The organism is Actinophytocola sp. (assembly GCF_035942955.1).
Lineage (GTDB): Bacteria > Actinomycetota > Actinomycetes > Mycobacteriales > Pseudonocardiaceae > DASYTH01.
In genome coordinates, this window is the sequence record NZ_DASZCQ010000132.1 from 32,171 (window position 1) to 47,546 (window position 15,376).

At 68.4% G+C, this 15,376-nt stretch carries 24 protein-coding genes and 1 tRNA gene; 16 read left to right on the forward strand and 9 right to left on the reverse strand.

Annotated elements, in window-relative coordinates; all coding sequences use genetic code 11:
* Positions 1-24 precede the first annotated feature (24 nt).
* Positions 25-663: a 2'-5' RNA ligase family protein gene (locus VGX25_RS13335; RefSeq protein WP_326918045.1), complete on the reverse strand. Its 639-nt coding sequence runs from the start codon at positions 661-663 to the stop codon at positions 25-27.
* 23 nt (positions 664-686) lie between these two features.
* A complete protein-coding gene (locus VGX25_RS13340; protein ID WP_326918074.1) occupies positions 687-1,148 on the reverse strand; it encodes a UTRA domain-containing protein in 462 nt (153 codons plus the stop codon).
* Between VGX25_RS13340 and VGX25_RS13345 the strand changes: the two genes are divergently transcribed.
* Positions 1,077-2,012 (forward strand): tyrosine-type recombinase/integrase, encoded by a 936-nt coding sequence (locus VGX25_RS13345; RefSeq protein ID WP_326918075.1) that lies wholly within the window; start codon positions 1,077-1,079, stop codon positions 2,010-2,012. The genes VGX25_RS13340 and VGX25_RS13345 overlap by 72 nt on opposite strands.
* 77 nt (positions 2,013-2,089) lie before the next feature.
* Here VGX25_RS13345 and VGX25_RS13350 read toward each other — a convergent pair.
* From VGX25_RS13350 to VGX25_RS13365, 4 genes are all read right to left on the reverse strand, one after another.
* Positions 2,090-2,162, reverse strand: a tRNA-Ala gene (locus VGX25_RS13350).
* Positions 2,163-2,191: 29 nt separating this feature from the next.
* Positions 2,192-2,335, reverse strand: a complete 144-nt coding sequence (locus VGX25_RS13355; protein ID WP_414635793.1) for a DLW-39 family protein — start codon at positions 2,333-2,335, stop codon at positions 2,192-2,194.
* Positions 2,336-2,688: 353 nt separating this feature from the next.
* The gene (locus tag VGX25_RS13360) at positions 2,689-3,939 is read right to left on the reverse strand and encodes an IS256 family transposase (protein ID WP_326918046.1); all 1,251 of its coding nucleotides are present in this window, start codon (positions 3,937-3,939) and stop codon (positions 2,689-2,691) included.
* A gap of 572 nt (positions 3,940-4,511) precedes the next feature.
* Complete coding sequence (locus VGX25_RS13365) at positions 4,512-5,213, reverse strand: relaxase domain-containing protein (RefSeq protein WP_326918047.1); 702 nt, start codon at positions 5,211-5,213, stop codon at positions 4,512-4,514.
* A 134-nt stretch (positions 5,214-5,347) separates the two neighbouring features.
* On the opposite strand from VGX25_RS13365, the gene VGX25_RS13370 reads away from it, so the two are divergent.
* Together VGX25_RS13370 and VGX25_RS13375 are read left to right on the forward strand one after the other, a co-directional pair.
* Complete coding sequence (locus VGX25_RS13370) at positions 5,348-5,599, forward strand: hypothetical protein (RefSeq protein WP_326918048.1); 252 nt, start codon at positions 5,348-5,350, stop codon at positions 5,597-5,599.
* Positions 5,572-6,474: a site-specific integrase gene (locus tag VGX25_RS13375; protein ID WP_326918049.1), complete on the forward strand. Its 903-nt coding sequence runs from the start codon at positions 5,572-5,574 to the stop codon at positions 6,472-6,474. Before VGX25_RS13370 ends, VGX25_RS13375 begins: the two co-directional genes overlap by 28 nt.
* 240 nt (positions 6,475-6,714) lie before the next feature.
* Here VGX25_RS13375 and VGX25_RS13380 read toward each other — a convergent pair whose 3' ends face one another.
* The 3 genes from VGX25_RS13380 to VGX25_RS13390 form a co-directional block, all read right to left on the reverse strand.
* Positions 6,715-8,289 carry a LacI family DNA-binding transcriptional regulator gene (locus tag VGX25_RS13380; RefSeq protein WP_326918050.1) on the reverse strand — a complete coding sequence of 525 codons (1,575 nt, stop codon included), beginning with the start codon at positions 8,287-8,289 and terminating at the stop codon, positions 6,715-6,717.
* 43 nt (positions 8,290-8,332) lie between these two features.
* The gene (locus VGX25_RS13385; protein WP_326918051.1) at positions 8,333-8,809 is read right to left on the reverse strand and encodes a hypothetical protein; all 477 of its coding nucleotides are present in this window, start codon (positions 8,807-8,809) and stop codon (positions 8,333-8,335) included.
* A gap of 262 nt (positions 8,810-9,071) precedes the next feature.
* Positions 9,072-9,461, reverse strand: coding sequence for a hypothetical protein (locus tag VGX25_RS13390; RefSeq protein ID WP_326918053.1), 390 nt, complete (start codon positions 9,459-9,461; stop codon positions 9,072-9,074).
* A 123-nt stretch (positions 9,462-9,584) separates the two neighbouring features.
* Here VGX25_RS13390 and VGX25_RS13395 point away from each other — a divergent pair, with 123 nt between their 5' ends.
* The 13 genes from VGX25_RS13395 to VGX25_RS13455 all read left to right on the forward strand — a co-directional run.
* Positions 9,585-9,824: a helix-turn-helix transcriptional regulator gene (locus VGX25_RS13395; RefSeq protein ID WP_326918055.1), complete on the forward strand. Its 240-nt coding sequence runs from the start codon at positions 9,585-9,587 to the stop codon at positions 9,822-9,824.
* On the forward strand, positions 9,811-9,981 hold the full coding sequence (locus VGX25_RS13400) for a hypothetical protein (RefSeq protein WP_326918056.1): 171 nt from the start codon (positions 9,811-9,813) through the stop codon (positions 9,979-9,981). Before VGX25_RS13395 ends, VGX25_RS13400 begins: the two co-directional genes overlap by 14 nt.
* A gap of 67 nt (positions 9,982-10,048) precedes the next feature.
* Positions 10,049-10,540 (forward strand): hypothetical protein, encoded by a 492-nt coding sequence (locus VGX25_RS13405; RefSeq protein WP_326918058.1) that lies wholly within the window; start codon positions 10,049-10,051, stop codon positions 10,538-10,540.
* Positions 10,537-10,824: a hypothetical protein gene (locus VGX25_RS13410; protein WP_326918059.1), complete on the forward strand. Its 288-nt coding sequence runs from the start codon at positions 10,537-10,539 to the stop codon at positions 10,822-10,824. The genes VGX25_RS13405 and VGX25_RS13410 overlap by 4 nt, the downstream gene beginning before the upstream one ends.
* On the forward strand, positions 10,821-11,162 hold the full coding sequence (locus VGX25_RS13415) for a hypothetical protein (protein ID WP_326918060.1): 342 nt from the start codon (positions 10,821-10,823) through the stop codon (positions 11,160-11,162). The genes VGX25_RS13410 and VGX25_RS13415 overlap by 4 nt, the downstream gene beginning before the upstream one ends.
* A complete protein-coding gene (locus VGX25_RS13420) occupies positions 11,155-11,766 on the forward strand; it encodes a hypothetical protein (protein ID WP_326918061.1) in 612 nt (203 codons plus the stop codon). The genes VGX25_RS13415 and VGX25_RS13420 overlap by 8 nt, the downstream gene beginning before the upstream one ends.
* Entirely contained in the window at positions 11,763-11,984 is a 222-nt protein-coding gene (locus tag VGX25_RS13425; RefSeq protein ID WP_326918062.1) for a hypothetical protein, read from the forward strand. Before VGX25_RS13420 ends, VGX25_RS13425 begins: the two co-directional genes overlap by 4 nt.
* Positions 11,981-12,925 carry a PD-(D/E)XK nuclease-like domain-containing protein gene (locus tag VGX25_RS13430; RefSeq protein ID WP_326918063.1) on the forward strand — a complete coding sequence of 315 codons (945 nt, stop codon included), beginning with the start codon at positions 11,981-11,983 and terminating at the stop codon, positions 12,923-12,925. Before VGX25_RS13425 ends, VGX25_RS13430 begins: the two co-directional genes overlap by 4 nt.
* Positions 12,926-12,928: 3 nt before the next feature.
* The gene (locus VGX25_RS13435) at positions 12,929-13,837 is read left to right on the forward strand and encodes an SPFH domain-containing protein (protein WP_326918064.1); all 909 of its coding nucleotides are present in this window, start codon (positions 12,929-12,931) and stop codon (positions 13,835-13,837) included.
* Entirely contained in the window at positions 13,834-14,106 is a 273-nt protein-coding gene (locus tag VGX25_RS13440; RefSeq protein ID WP_326918065.1) for a hypothetical protein, read from the forward strand. Before VGX25_RS13435 ends, VGX25_RS13440 begins: the two co-directional genes overlap by 4 nt.
* A complete protein-coding gene (locus tag VGX25_RS13445) occupies positions 14,103-14,417 on the forward strand; it encodes a hypothetical protein (RefSeq protein WP_326918067.1) in 315 nt (104 codons plus the stop codon). Before VGX25_RS13440 ends, VGX25_RS13445 begins: the two co-directional genes overlap by 4 nt.
* The gene (locus tag VGX25_RS13450; RefSeq protein ID WP_326918068.1) at positions 14,411-14,581 is read left to right on the forward strand and encodes a hypothetical protein; all 171 of its coding nucleotides are present in this window, start codon (positions 14,411-14,413) and stop codon (positions 14,579-14,581) included. Before VGX25_RS13445 ends, VGX25_RS13450 begins: the two co-directional genes overlap by 7 nt.
* Positions 14,581-15,376 (forward strand): hypothetical protein (locus VGX25_RS13455; protein WP_326918070.1); only part of this gene is annotated, 796 nt, incomplete at its 3' end. The genes VGX25_RS13450 and VGX25_RS13455, both read left to right, overlap by 1 nt.

The window sequence follows — 15,376 nt, forward strand, 5'->3', positions numbered from 1 at the left end:
TCCTTCTTACTATGGCGTTCCGGTTCACGACTGGGCGGCGAACTGACCGCTTGCGAACGTGTCCCAATGGTAAAGGTGGTCGTCGCGGTGGAGCACGATGAGTGAAGCTTCGGTGACCGTGACGTGGGCTGGCTCGGGCTGGACGCTATTGAGAGCCGCGACGGCCGCCGTGGCGGGGCCGTCGGTGTTGACGTAGGCCATGCTCAGGTGCGGCTGGAAGCGGTTGTTGGTCTCGGGGACGTGGTCGTCGCCCCAGACTGCGGCGATGCCGGCACGGATCGCGTCGCGGATTGCGAACAACGTTTCGATGGGCGTCGGCGGGAGCGCGAGAGCTTCGGGCCGAACGACTGGCCGGTGAAAGGTCACTTTGGCGGGGGGAAGCTCGGCGAGATGGCGGGTCGCGGTGTCGGCGATGGCGCGGATGTCAGCCGGAGCGATCTCGTCGACGAATCCGACTCCTTGCATGGTGAGGTGCAGCCAGTCGACGGGGATGAGGTCGAGTCCGGGGACGTCGCGTAGAGCGTGTTGGTAAGCGGTGACCAGGCGGTGTAGATCTCGCTGTCCGGTGAAGGTGAGGTGCCAGGTGTAGAACTGGCGGTCGGCTCGCCAGCCTGGTCGCCACCACCAGTGGTTGCGGAGTTGGGTGGCGTGTTCGGTGGTCACCTGTCGATGGTGGCGCGGGTGGGTTAGACCTCGCCAGATGCGGAGGGTTCTTCGGGTTCCTGTTCGATGTCGTAGTCGTCGATGACGACGACGCGGTCGGCGGGCCAGATGGATTCGCTGATTTCGAGGATGTCGCCGTTTTCGTCGCGGGCGGTGTGGATGACGTGGAGGACGGCTGCGCCGGTGGGGAGTTCGAGGACGGCGGACTCTTCGGCGGTGGGCATGCGGGCGATCCATTGGTCGCGGGCGCGGGTGTAGCGGCGGCCGGTGAGGTCCTCGACGCACAGGAACAGGGCCTTGGGGACGACCGTGGGTTCTTCGAGGAAGGTGCCGCCGGCGACGTCGAGCGGGAGGTAGCTGGCGCCGTTCTCCTCGGGGCGGCCGGTGTCCTTGTCGATCCGGACGCGGGCAAGGTGAAGCTCGCCGACTACGGCGCTAAGTGGATCAAGGAACGGCCGTTGGCAGAGACCACGCGGGAGCGCTATGAGTTCGCGTTCCGGCTACATGTGGTGCCGTACATCGGCGATGTGGCGGTGAAGGATCTCAAGGCCGGACGGGTTCCAACCTGGTGGAACCGGCTGGCAGAGGAGAAGGTCGGCCGGGCGGCCCGGGCGAAGGCCTACCGGGTACTTCGGGCGATCATGAACACGGCCGTTGACGATCAACTCGCGCGGCGGAATCCGTGTCGGATCGCGAAGGCTGGCGAGGATGGTTCGGCCGAGCGGAAGACGCTCACGGTCGATGAGGTATTCGCGGTGGCTGACGCGATCAAGCCGCGGTACCGGGTGCTCGTCCTACTCGGCGCATTCACGAGTCTCCGGTTCGGTGAGCTGGCCGCGTTGACGCGCGGCGATCTCAACATGAGGTCCGGAGAGGTGTCGGTGTCGAAGTCGCAAGCCGAGCTGCGCGGCGGTCGGCGAGTGATCAAGGGACCGAAGAGCGAGGCTGGCGTCAGGGAGGTGGCGATTCCGAAGGTGATCCTGCCCGTGCTGGCCGATCACCTGACGCGGTACGTCGCGGCAGGCACCGACGCGGTCGTGTTCGTCGGTCCCAAGGGCGGCCGGCTACGTCGGCACAACTTCCGCAAGGTGTGGCTCGCCGCGCTGGTAGCAGCGAAGATCACGAAGACGGACGTGCACTTTCACGATCACCGGCACACCGGGAACGAGCTGGCGGCCCGGGCCGGCGCGACAACCAAGGAGCTGATGTCACGCATGGGGCACGCCACGATGCGCGCGGCGTTGATCTACCAGCATGCGTCGCGGGAGCGTGATCAGGAGATCGCGAACAAGATCAGCCGCAACGTAGCGAAGGCCCAGCGGGTCCAGGACAAGGGGCACGACGGGTGAGAAGGCGAGCTGACGCCAACGGCCCGGGCCGGCGCGACCACCGCGCTGACCTGGGCCTTAGCGTGTATGGAGATGGGTGGAGACGAGGGGAATCGAACCCCTAACCCCTGCCTTGCAAAGGCAGTGCTCTGCCAATTGAGCTACGTCCCCGTGGTGGTGCGGGTGGATCCCGCACCAGGTCAGGCCTTCTTGGCGTTGTTCACGTCGCCGGCCGGGGCGGTGGCCTCGCGCCAGAGGTCGGACTCGGCCTTGGCGGCGCTCCTCCTCCGGAGCAGCAGCAGAACACCACCGGCGGCGACCGCGAGTGCGAGCAGCTTCTTCACCTTCAATGCCTCCCTTGGCATCACGGACACGGTTGCACGCCCGACCAACGGGAGTGCTGGCAGGCACCCCAGTCTGCCACAACCCCAAGATCACCAACCCAGACCCTGTGGTGGTCACGGTGAGGGCTGGAGGGCGCGCACGCCACGGGCGGCCGGATCGGGAGTGAGTGGGCCTGGGAGGACTTGAACCTCCGACCTCTTCGTAATCAGGGAATCTCGCCGTGTTCGAGACCTCGATCCCACCCAGGTCACAGGGCATCTTGACGTCCACCAACGTTCGGGAGTGTACGCACCTGTCGTGGTCACGTCCGCTGGAGTGGTGTATGTGGCGGCTCCGCGTGATCCACTGGACTTTAGGCGGTTAGTTCGTCGGGTGCCATGATTTCCTTGGGTTCGGTGGTGTCGCCGGTCGTGATGGGGTGGAGGCGGCTGCGGGCGAGGATCTCGGGTCCCATGTAGCGGTGGCCTTCGGCCCATTCGTCGGTCTGCTCGGCGAGCACGGCACCGACGAGGCGGATGATGGCCGCGCGGTTGGGGAAGATGCCGACGACGTCGGTGCGGCGGCGGATCTCCTTGTTGAGCCGCTCCTGCGGGTTGTTCGACCAGATCTGCTTCCAGATCTCGCGGGGGAAGGCGGTGAAGGCGAGCAGTTCCTCGCGGGCGGAGTCGAGGTGGTCGGCCGCGGCGGGCAGCTTCTCGGCGAGGCTGTCGACGACCTTGGCGAACTGCTCGCGCACGGCCTCGGGGCTGGCCTGGTCGAAGATCGTGCGGACCAGGGTGGCGACGCCAGGTTGGGCCGACTTCGGGACCCTGGTGAGCAGGTTGCGCAGGTAGTGGGTGCGGCAGCGTTGCCAGGTCGCGCCGGGCAGGGCGGAGCAGACCGCGGCGGTCAGCCCAGTGTGCGCGTCGCTGGTCACCAGGCGCACGCCGGTCAGGCCGCGGGCGACCAGGCCGCGCAGGAAGGCCAGCCACCCGGCGCCGTCCTCCTCGGAGGCGACGTCGAGGCCCAGGACCTCGCGGCGGCCGTCGTTGTTGACGCCGGTGGCGATCAGGGCGTGCACGTTGACGATGCGCCCGCCCTCGCGCACCTTGATCGTCAACGCGTCCATTGCCACGAACGTGTACGGGCCGGCATCCAAGGGCCGCTCGCGAAACGCCTGCACCTGGGCGTCCAGATGCGCGGCCATCTCGCTGACCTGCGACTTGGACAACTGCTTGATTCCCAGCTGCTCGGCGAGCTTTTCCACCCGCCGGGTCGAGACCCCCAGCAGGTAGCTGGTCGCTACCACCGTCACCAGCGCCTGCTCGGCGCGGCGCCGATGCTGCAGCAGCCACTCCGGGAAGTAGCTGCCGGACCGAAGCTTGGGGATCGCCAACTCGACCGTGCCGACCCGGGTGTCCCATTCCCTTGTCCGGTAACCGTTTCGAGAGTTCACCCGCTCCGGGCTGCGCACCCCGTAGTCGGCCCCGCATCGCTGATCGGCCTGCGCCGACATCAACGCATCGGCGAACGCCGTGACCATCTGCCGCAGCAGATCCGGGCTCGCCGAGGCCACCTGCTCGGCAAGCCAGCCAGAAGAGTCCACACTGTCATGTGCGGCCATCGCGTCTCCTTCGATCTCGAACTAGTCATCTCGAAGGATCACGCGGTGGCCGTCTCACACCCCGACGACACGCTGCTGACCAGCGTCAACGTCGTACACCATCTCAGCGGGCACTACTCCTGTTTTCCTCGTACCCGGTTGTCACGCAATACGTGACTCACCGAGCGACCCCGCGCACCGCCGGCTCCCGACGGGCCCTGGGCTGGTAGGGAACATGCGTCGTGTCCAGCTCGACGCGTCGCATCCGCCGGCGGACGACAGATCGGCCCACTCCCCCGGGTCCAATCACACCAGGGGACGCCTGCCAGGCCGTCTACGGCCGTCCTAGCGGCCCGCTCGAAGGCCGCGCGCCGCTCGCCAAGCGCCAACGCCCCGCCCGGCCCGGGCTCGCCGGCCACCGTTGGCACATGCCGGTTCTGTGCGCTACTGCCGCTACCACCGCTACCGCGCAGGTCAGACCGGTAGCGCATGCGATCCGTCAGCCGCTACCACCGCTACCGGTCACCACTACCCGGACGCGGCATACCTACACGGCCGCACTGACGACCCCCGGCCCCGCGCCAACACGGCCGTTAGAAGCACGGGCCGTCCCACTCCCGCAGAAAGTCGTCACCGAGCAACCCGCCGCATTGGGCGTAATCCCAGAGGCGCGGGTGGAACATCCCTGTCGGCACTCCTTCGATCTCGAAGTAACGTCGGTCTGGCCCGGCTTGCCCCTTGATCGAATAACCGAGCATCACCAATTCGTCCGCCAGCACCGCCCGGTTCACTGCACCGAGCTCTCGTATCCGGTCCGGATTGTTCAACGGCCTTGTGTTGAGCGGCTGCAGCGCTCGGTCGCCATCTAGGACGCCGATCATGTGGCAATGGGTGTGTAGCAACGGCGGTCTTGCCGGCTGATCAGGTATATCCGCTGTGCGGGCAGTCGCATGCAGGGTGACCGATGCAGCAAAGTTTACTGTCTGCGTGAGGTAGCCGAGTGTCTTGTCAGCGGCAACGAACATTGCCCGCTCCAGACCAGCGCGCTGTTCATCCCCGGCCAGTGCCCACACCCAGGACACGGACTGCGGTGCGGAAAACGTGAGATCGACCGCGCCGCGAGTATTTCGTAACGCCGCCGCCAACTGGTCGATAGTGACCTCGGCACCCCGCCTAAATCGCAGATGCTGAAGTGTCTGATCCGACCCGAGCCACATCGAGTTCGCACGCCTGTTGGGCGGGTCGTCCTCGGTGACAAACGCACTTGGTGCGAGCGCACTGTCGAGGTGGTCCACAGCCTCCGCCAGGGTACTCCGCCAGTCACTGACCGCTATCTCCCGCCACATCAACACAAGGATCACACTAGACAACTGCGAGCCAGACTGCGAGGGGTAGCGGCCTCGCTCAAGCGCCGCGCTCCGCTCGCCGAGTGACAACGTCCGAGCGGGGCTGCTACACATCGGCCGGCAAGCGCATCACCAGGAAGGCCAGCGGCAAGACCAAGACGGCCGCCATGAACAAGCTCCGGGAGATTCTCCGCGACATCGAGGACGGCACCAGCACGAAAGGTGCTCACGGCTACACCGTGGCCGATGCGGTAAACGACTGGCTGACGTACGGCTTGCCGGGACGAGACCCGCCACGGTCGCCAAGTTGCGCACCCTTGCTGATACACACGTGATCCCATTCATTGGTGCGCGAAAACTCCCCAAGCTGACCGCTGAGGAAGGCGACGAATGGCTAGCTGACCGGGCCCAACACGTGAGTACCCGAACCTTGCGCGACATCGTCTCCATTGCTGTCCGTGCCATTAAGCGGGCTCAGGCGCGAGAGAAGGTTAAGCGGAACGTCCTGCTCCTGTGCGAATGCCCGGTCGGCCGCAAGGGGCGGCCGTCGAAGTCGCTCACCTTCGACCAGGCGGAAGCGTTGCTGTTCGTGGCCGAACGCGACGACTCCACAATGGGTGCCTACGTCGTCGTCTCGCTGCTTGGCGGCTTGCGAACCGAGGAGGTTCGGCCACTCGCCTGGCCGCACGTCCACCTACTGCCGGTAGGCGACGCCGGGCAGAGCGAATCCGACGACGACGAACCAAAAGCCCACGTTGACGTGTGGCGCTCAGTCCGGGCCGGTGGCGACACCAAGACGCCGAAGTCCCGCCGGTCGCTGGCGATCCCGCAACGGTGCGTTGACGCCCTGCGTGCTCAGCAGGAACGACAGGATGCGATGCGCCGAGCGGCCGGGGACAAGTGGCGGGAGAACGGCCTGGTGTTCACGTCGAAGGTTGGTACCGAGCTGGACGCGGCCAACATCCGGCGGGGCTTCCGCCGGATCGCCACGGCGGCTGGACTGGTCGCCAAGGACTGGACGCCCCGGGAGTTGCGGCACAGCTTCGTGTCGCTGCTCTCCGACCACAAGGTGCCCATCGAGGTCATCTCGCGCCTGGTCGGGCACAAGAACACCAAGACGACCGAGCTGATCTACCGGCACCAGATCCGGCCGGTCGTGGAGGACGGGGCCGACGAGATGGGCCGCATCTTCCCGAGACCGGCCGCGTAGTCACCCAGTAAGTCACTCCGGGCAGTGAAAGGCCCGTCCGCTCCACAGTGGACGGGGCCTGACCTGGTGGGCCTAGGAGGACTTGAACCTCCGACCTCTTCGTTATCAGCGAAGCGGTCGCCTGCTTAAATTGCAACTGTTTGGCCTGTTCACAGGGGTTATGTGGTGCCCCACCGGGGGCATTTCTCCCCGTTTTGGGAGAAATTTGGGAGACGATCTTGATTTGCGGCGCTCGGCGATTCACTGCGCCACCTCCTGAAGGGCTCGACGTGGCCTGGGTCGGGTGCTGTCGGCGGTCCTGCGCTCCCGGCCGCGAAGCAGATCATCGAGCACGGTGACCGGGGACCGCGGGCACAGCGCGCGGCGGGCGTCGAGCGCCGTCTCCCATTCCTCGGTGAGGCCGTCGAGCAGGCGCTGGCGCATCGGCGCGGTGATGTGGTCGTAGCGGGCCTGGACCGAGCCGTCGAGGTGTCCCAGCCGGTCGTCCATCAACTTGGGTGGCGTGCCCAGCTCGCGCATCCGGGTCTTGTGCGAGTGCCGCAGTCCGTGCGGGGTCAGACCCGGGGCGATCGGCGTCCAGCTGGCGCCTGCGCGGCCGCCGGCGTTGCGGCCGCGCACCGGGATCCCCGGCCACGGCTCGGCCAGCAGCGGCACCGGCCGCGCGTCCTGCGGCGCCTTGCGCGGGTACCAGCCGGTCACCGCCGGGTGGAACAACCAGGCGCCGAAGCTGCCCCGGCGCCAGTGCGCCACCGGCTCGGCGTCGGTACCGCCCCGGACGAACCCGAGATCGGCGATCGCGTCGCGCACCTGCAAGCGGGTGGCCTCGGCGACGCGCTGCGGGTGGTTGAGCACGTTGGAGACGGTGCCGGTGGACACGCCGGCGCGGCGGGCGACGTCGACGAGCTTGGCCCCCGGCCGGCGCGCAGCGCCGGTCGGCGCGCCCAGGCCGCGGAACACGTAGGTGCGGCCGTGGCAAGCACACGGACGCGGCGCGGTCCGGGCGATGTGCTCGGAGATCAGTTTGGCCAGGAACGCCGGGGTGTCGATGGTGCGATAGGAGTCGTCCTTGGGTGGGCAGCGGACCAGCTCGCCGGTGTCGAGCTCGTAGAGCTGGTGCTCGACGCGGATCGACCGCAGCCGTGCATATTCAGTCTCCAGCCCGACCAGCTCGGCCCACCGCATGCCGGTGTAGTACAGCGTGGTCACGGCAACGAACTCGTCGTCGCGGCCAGCCAGCAGCGCCGCCCGCTCGGCGATCAGCAGCGCGCCCACCGGATCGGTGATGACCTTCTCCGGGCCCCAGTGCCGGGTCTGGCCGGCCCGCTTGCCCCGGCCGCGTCGCCGCCGGGCCGGGTTGGTGCCGATGAGTCCCTCCTCGACGGCGTCCTCGAGGATCACGTGCAGGGTGCCGCGCCAGGTTCGGACGCTGCTGTCGGCGTAGCCGGCGGCCTTCTCCTTGCGCTCCCACGCATCGACGTCGGCCCGCAGGATCTCGGCGAGCGCCCGGTGCTCGAACTCGGGCAGTAGATGCTCTTCGATGTGGTGGCGCAGGTTCTGCATGGTCGAGGCGGCCAGGTCCTGGCCGGCGTACCAGCGCGACACGTAGGCGCCAAAGGTCAGCTGCCCGGCCGCCGGGTCGCGCCAGGTGCCGCCGCGGACCTTGGCTTCCTCGTCGTCGGCGGCCTGCTTGGCCTCGCGCCGGGTGTGGTACTTCAGCGCCGCACCGGTCGCCGGATCGCAGACGGTGCCGTACTTGCCGGGCGCGATCTTGAACCGGCCGCGGTAGTAGTCGCCGCGTTTCTCGGCGTAGCCCATGGGCTGTGACCTCCCTCCGCACAGGGGGGTTGTGGTGAAGCGTCTACGGTGCCAGCAGCGCCGACAGCAGTGGCAGCAGCGGGCCAGAGTGTGTCGTGCCGCCTGGGTCGACCGTTTCGGCCGGGCCGAGTCGGACCTCGACCGGGGGTGGCGGCAGCGTAACCGAAGCGGTGACGACCGACGGGCTCGTCGCCGGCACTGCGGCCGACGTGACCGCCGACGATGCGCGCGGCGCCGCCATGGTCCGCGGAGTCGCCGGCGCTGCGTGGGGCGCCGGCGACGAGCTCGGTGGCGCGGCTGTGGATGGCGGCAGCGGGGGTTGCTGCGCCGAGGTGACCGGCGGAGGCGGCAATGCCTCCGCCGGCGCCGGCGACGCATCCTGGTCCGACGCCGGCGCGGCGAGGACCAGGGCGGCCGCGCCGGCGGCCGCGCCCACCCGGGCGGTGGTGGCCATCGGGTATGACCGGACCGCCGCGCGCAACAGCACCGCCACGCCGGCTAGCGCGGCGACTGCGGGCACGACCCGCAGATACTGTCGCCCGCGCCAGCTACGGTCAGGATCCTGATTGGACAGACACAGCGCTTTCTCATGCGCGGCTAGTTTCCTGTCCAGACGAACGAACATTCGCCACAGTCCCCATAGGACTAGCCCAATCGTGCCAGCGAAAATGAAGATCACCGCCCACGCCCAATCGGTCATGATCTGGTCTTAGGCGGTGCACCATGCAACGTGCGATCTTGTGCCCGTTTCGTTATGCAACGTCACCCGATCGGCGGCTGTGCTACGCGGTGTCGCGACCATCATTCGCATCTCCGTTCCGGCCCTCCAGGCGCCGGCGTCGCCGGATGATGTAGGCCCACCTGACCTCCTCGCTGAGTTCCGTGATCGCCCAAATCTCCCGCTCGGTCTCGTCGCGCAAGTCCGGCTGGCTATCTGCCTCGTCGGCTAGTTCGACCGGCGGCCGACCGTTGAGGACCTCGGCGACAGAACCACGCTCCCACCGCAGAACCCGCTCGATCTTCACGTGGTTGTAGCTCTCCGGTACCGACATGTCCTTCTCCCACGCCCGCCAGGTCAACCGGTTGACGCCGGCGGACCGGGCCGCCGCGCTCATGCTGAGACCGAGATCGTCACGACGGGCCGTGATGCGCGTACCGAGGGTGATCCCCATACGCCTGATGATTCCAGTCAAGTCCTGTGAAGTCTAGTGAAGTCTCGTAGGTAACACAACATAATCAATCGCGATCTAGCAGAAGTGTTGCTTATAGCTGTATAGAGCAGTAGTTTCTCGATCATGCCGATCACCGAGTCGCCGTCGGTCGCGATCAACGGTCGCGAGGTACGCCGCCGGCGGAAGATGCAGGGCTACAACCTGGCGCCGTTCGCGGCGAAGTGCCAGATCTCCGAGGCCTACCTCAGCCACATCGAGACCGGCAAGCGCACCAAGGTCGCCCCTCGCGTGTTCGGCGCGATCTGCACCGCGCTGGGTGTCGAGGATCGTCAAGAGCTGGTGATTTCGGATGAGGTGGCGTGATCACCCGCCGCGGGCCCCGGCTCCGGAGGTCGGCGTGACCCAGCCGGCCGAAGACCACCTCCGCCAGGCCGCTCACGAGGCGGTACGGCAGACGGCCGACCACGAGGCGCAGGACGCCGTCGACCGGCTGCGCACAGCCCTCGACGGCCAGCAGTAACCCCCCACATAGGACAGGCGGCCAGCGTGCGGGCCGGCCGCCCTACACACGGAAGGAATCATCTTCCATGCACGACAACAACTCTGCCATAGCGGTCACCGCCGAGGCCAATCCCGGTCCTGATCGGACTCCCAACGCCCGGCTGGCCGACTTGGCCGCGGCGACGCACCGCTTCCTGACCCGGCACGCCAGCCTGCCGGCCATCTCCCACTGCCGGCAGCAGGACGGCATGCGCGACGTCATTGGCGACATCGAACTGCTGCTGGCCGGCGACGGCGGAAACGTCGCCGACGCCGCGATCTGGGCCCGCGCCCTGGACACGGCGGTGCGCTTCCGCAGACACCCCGACTACCAGTACGTCGACGTGTCGGTGTGGACCGAGGCCGACGGTCATCAGGTGCGGATCTGGGACCACATGGATCCGCTGGCCGCGTACGACCTGCTCGCCAGCCTGGGCCTGGAGCTGACCGAGGTCCCGGTACGCGTGGATCCGGCGCGACTGCTCGAGCTGCCGCCGGTCCCGGCCGTCGACGGCCAGCCGCGGGAGGAGGCCTCGTGATCGACCAAAAGATGGCCGTCGAGAGTGTCCGGCGCCGCGGATCGCGGGCCATCGCCAGCGCGGTTAGTGACCTGCTCGAGGACCTCGCCAGCTACTTCTTCATCGCGCTGGCTGTGCTGTGCGCCGCCGGATTAATCGCGGCGCTGTTGATCTGGATTGGCTCCTGGTGGGTGTACGGCGCCTTCACCGTCGCCGTCACGGTCGGGCTGATCGCATGGCTGGTGCGGCGCAGACGGCTCGAGCGCACGCTGAAGTCCACAGTGGACGGAGGGGGCGTTGCATGACAGCTCCTGCGGGAGACCGACGAGCCGGTCTCCCCCAGCTCCACACCCCGGACGCGATCGCCACGGCGCTCGGCGTCTCCGGCTGGTGGGTACGCGAGCAGGCCCGCCAGCGCCGGATCCCGTTCACCAAGGTGGGCGGCGCCTACCGGTTCACCGACCAGCACCTCAGCGACATCATCCGCATCTTCGAACACCAGCCCGATCCGGGCGGCACGCCGGCCATGGGCACTACGGCCGGGCGTCGCCGCACCCCACCCTCAGACTCAGGCCCCCACGTCCAGCTGCGCGCCCGCAAGCCCCAACGCCCACGCACGGCGCGAGGTGGCCGCGATGGCTGACCGGGGACTGCGCATCACCGTCGAGGATCTGCAGACCGGCGAAACCGACTCCCGCGCCATCGTCAACGACGTCTGCGTGATCGTCCACGGCACCTGCCACATCACCCATGTCCAAGACCACCCGCGCACCGGCACGCAAGTGATCACCGTTAAGGGCCGAGGCAGCCGCCGGGCATCGAGCTCCGCGGGACCGCCACCCTCCGCCGGGGCCATGGCTGAAGCCCGGATCGAGATCACCGCCGACGCGCCGGCGATCGCCCGGTTGGTCGCCCTGGTCGCCCGCCGCGCGGTGGCGGCCGAGCTGACCGCGTGGCGGGCCCGGATCATCGGCGGCGCCGACCGCGACGAGCTGCTGTCCCAACTGGACGCCCGGCTGGCCGACATCCGCGCCGGCGGCGAGCTGCTCGTCCGCACCGGCCTGCCCGCCGAAGACATCGACTGGCGTCAGGTCGCGGTCAAGCTGGCCAGTCGAGACGGCGCTTGGTTCGGCCTGTCCACACGGGAGGCCGACGCGTTGCGCGACGCGATTGCCGAGACCAACGACATCGCCGCGGACCCGGTCGCCGAGCCGACCACGGACGCGCCGGCTCGGAGGCCAGAATGAGCATCCCGGCCGAGATGGCGGAGTTCGACCAGCAGGTGGCTGCGTACCGCGACGGGGTCGCGCGGATGGTCCTGCAGGCGCGGCACCTGCTTGGGGTCTGCGGCCCTGAGCGTGCCACCGGGCTCATCGCCGCGACGCTGCAGGTCGCCCCGGAGGAGAAGGTGCGGGCAGTCGCCGCGACCGCGGTGGTCGAGCTGGCCCGCCGGGGGCCGGGATGAATGCTGCCACCGCAACCATTGACCAGCCGGGTGTGTACGACATCCCGGTTGACCGATACCTTGCCGACCCGGTCGCCGGGGGATCGCTGTCGTCGTCCGGTGCGCGGAAACTGCTGCCCCCGTCCTGCCCGGCGAAGTTCAAGCAGTGGCTCGACGAGGGCAGCGAGCACATCCGCGAGTACGACATCGGGCACGGTGCGCACCGCCTGGTCCTGGGCACCGGGCCGGAGCTGGTTGTCATCGACGCCGACGGCTACCGCACCAAGGCGGCCCGGGCGGCCCGGGACGAGGCCTACGCCGCTGGCGCGGTGCCGTTGCTGGCCGCCGACGCCGAGCTGGTGCACGCGATGGCCGACGCGCTGCGCGAGCACCCGGTCGCCAGCGCCCTGTTCGCCCCGGGCAGCGGCCAACCCGAGCAGACCCTGGTGTGGTTCGACCAGCGGCACGGCGTCCGGCGGCGCGCGCTGGTCGACTGGCTGCGCTGCCCACCACCGGGCGGCCAGCTGATCGTCCCGGACTACAAGAGCGCGAAGTCCGCCGACCCGGACGCCATCTCCAAGGCGATCGACCAGTACGGCTATGACCAGCAGCTGGCCTGGTACCTCGACGGCGTCCAGGCCCTCGGCCTGGCCGGCGACGTCGAGCCGGCGGCGGTGCTGGTGGTGCAGGAGACGGCGCCGCCGTACCTGATCACGGTGGTGCAGCTGGACGTGGTCGCCCTTGAACGCGGCCAGCTGCGCAACCAGCAGGCACTCACCGTGTATCGGCAGTGCCGCGCCACGGACCGCTGGCTCGACTACGCCGAATACCGGCACTACCGGGAAACCGGCGACTGGCCGGGCAACTCGACACCGATCGTCCTCATTGGACTCCCGCCCTGGGCGGAACGCCAACACGAAATCGCGCTCGAGCGCGGCGACTACGAGCTAGGAGACAGCTGACCCATGTTCATCGCGTTCCTGATCACGTTCCTCGCGGCCGCCATCGCCGCCGCAGTGTGGATGGTCGCCAAGCATCCATCCGCACACCGGGGCAGCGGATCGCGCTACTATGAACCCGTCGACGTCAAGCGCGGCGCCGGGTTCGTCGCCGTGATCGCCGGCGGGGTCGCTGGCCTGCTGCTGCTGCTGAGTTCGATGACCGTCGTTCCCGCCAACCAGGTCGGTGTGGTCACCCACTTCGGAGCCTGGGCGGGCACCGTCGACTCCGGCCTGCGCTGGGTGGCGCCGTGGTCGTCGGTGGACACGTTCTCCACCCGCAACAACAAGTCGATCCGCGACGCCGCCGACGGCAACGGCAACTGCGTCACCGTCAAGCTGCGCGGCAATGCCTCAGCCTGCATCGACCTCACCGTGCTGTACACCATCGACCGGGACAACGCCGAGATCCTGTGGCGTGGCTGGGGCAGCTTCGAGCGGCTCAACTCCGACCTGGTCGACCGGTCCACCGACGACGCGGTGAACATGGTGTTCAGCGCCTACGCCGCCGAGGAACTGCCCACCAACCGGGCGAAGATCACCGACACTGTGACCCGCGAACTCGACCGGCGTCTGCGGCCGCAAGGTGTACGGCTGGAGTCGATCACCCTCGGCGACAACCACCTGCCCAAGGAAGTGCAGGACCGGATCAACTCCATTCTGGAAGCCGACGCCAAGACCCAGGTGGCCAAGAAGGCCGAGGAAGCCGCCGCTGCCGAGGCTCGGGCCAACGCCGCCCGTCAGCAGAGTCTGACCCCCGAGGCGCTGATCAAGGCATGCCTGGATGCCGCCCGGGACATCAAGCCCACCTTCTTCGACTGTGGCCTTGGTGGGGCCACCAACCGGCCCGGTCTGATCCTGGGGGGCCAGCGATGACCGGACCCGAGCACTACCGCCTGGCCGAGGCCCTGCTGACCTCGTGCCAGTTGTCGTCTGATCTGCCGGAAGACGTCGAGTACTACCCGGCCAAGGAGGACGGTGTCGACACCTGCGCGAACGCGCTCGCCGCCGCGCAGGTGCACGCCACGCTCGCGCTGGCCGCCGCGACCGCGCTGGGATCGCAACGTGTCGACGACCACGGCATGGCGCCGGCCGACGACAACGCCTGGTTGGCCGTCGCGAGCGTCCAGGACGTGGCGGTATGACCGAATCTGAGACGGCGCCGTTCGCCGAGTGGGTGATCCTCGAGCTGATGGGCCACCGGCGCCTGGCCGGCTACCTCACCGAGCAGGAGATCGCCGGCAAGGGCTTTCTCCGGTTGGACGTCCCCGGCGCAGCGGGAGCGCCGGGGGCCACCCAGCTGTACAACCCCGCCTCGGTCTACTGCATCACCCCGACTACCGAGCAGATCGCGCGGAAGCTGGCGGAGGGCAGCCGGCCGGCCCCGGTGCAACGCTGGGAGCTCGAGCCGGCGGGACCACTGGCCGATGTGGACGAAAGTGGCCGGTCATGGTGACCCCCAGTCCGATCCCGGTCAATCCGGTAACCGGCCAACCGCCGGTGCTGTGCATCGACGCGGACTGCCCGTCGTGCGGCTGGCCGGAGCGCACGTTCAACACAGCGACCGGTGACTTCGGCTGCTCCAGGTGCGACTACACCTCGAGGGAGCGCGACAGCTGATGACCGACATCGCCCTGCCGCAGCAACCGACTCGCATCGGGCAGGCCACCGCGATCGAGCAGTCCCGGGCGGTGGCCGAGGTGCACGCGGCGATCCTGGTCGCCCAGCGCTGTCCGCGCGACATCGCCGCGGCGATCGCCGCGATGCGCCAGTCCACCACCCAATTCGCGCTGGCCGAACGTGCGTTCTACCGGGTGCCCCGGGGCGGCAAGATCAGATCCGATATCTCTATACACCTGGCGCGGGACCTGGCGCGGGTGTGGGGCAACATCCAGTACGGCGTGGCCGAAATGCGGCGTGACGATGAGCACGGCCAGTCGGAGATGCAGGCCTGGGCCTGGGAGGTCCAGACCAACACCCGCACCTCAGCCATCTTCATCGTCCCCCACAAGCGCGACCAGAAAGACGAGGGGCCGAAAGCCCTGGTCGATCTGCAGGCAATCTACGAGAACAACGCCAACGCCGGCGCCCGGCGCGTGCGGCAGTGCATCCAGGCCGTGCTGCCTCCGTGGTTCATCGAGGAAGCCAAGGAGCGCTGCCGCAAGACGCTGACCGACGGTCCGCTCGACGAGAACGGCAAGCCGCGCAAGACACTCGAGCAGCGTGTCGCCGATGTGATCGCCACGTTCGCCGAGCTGCGGGTGACCGAGGACGACCTGGCGCGCAAGCTCGGGCGGCCCACGGCGAGATGGACCGCGTTCGATCTCGCCGACCTGATCGTGATCGGCAAGTCGATCAAGAACGGTGAGGTGTCGCGGGACGAGGAATTCCCACCGGTCGTGGTCGTCCCTGCCG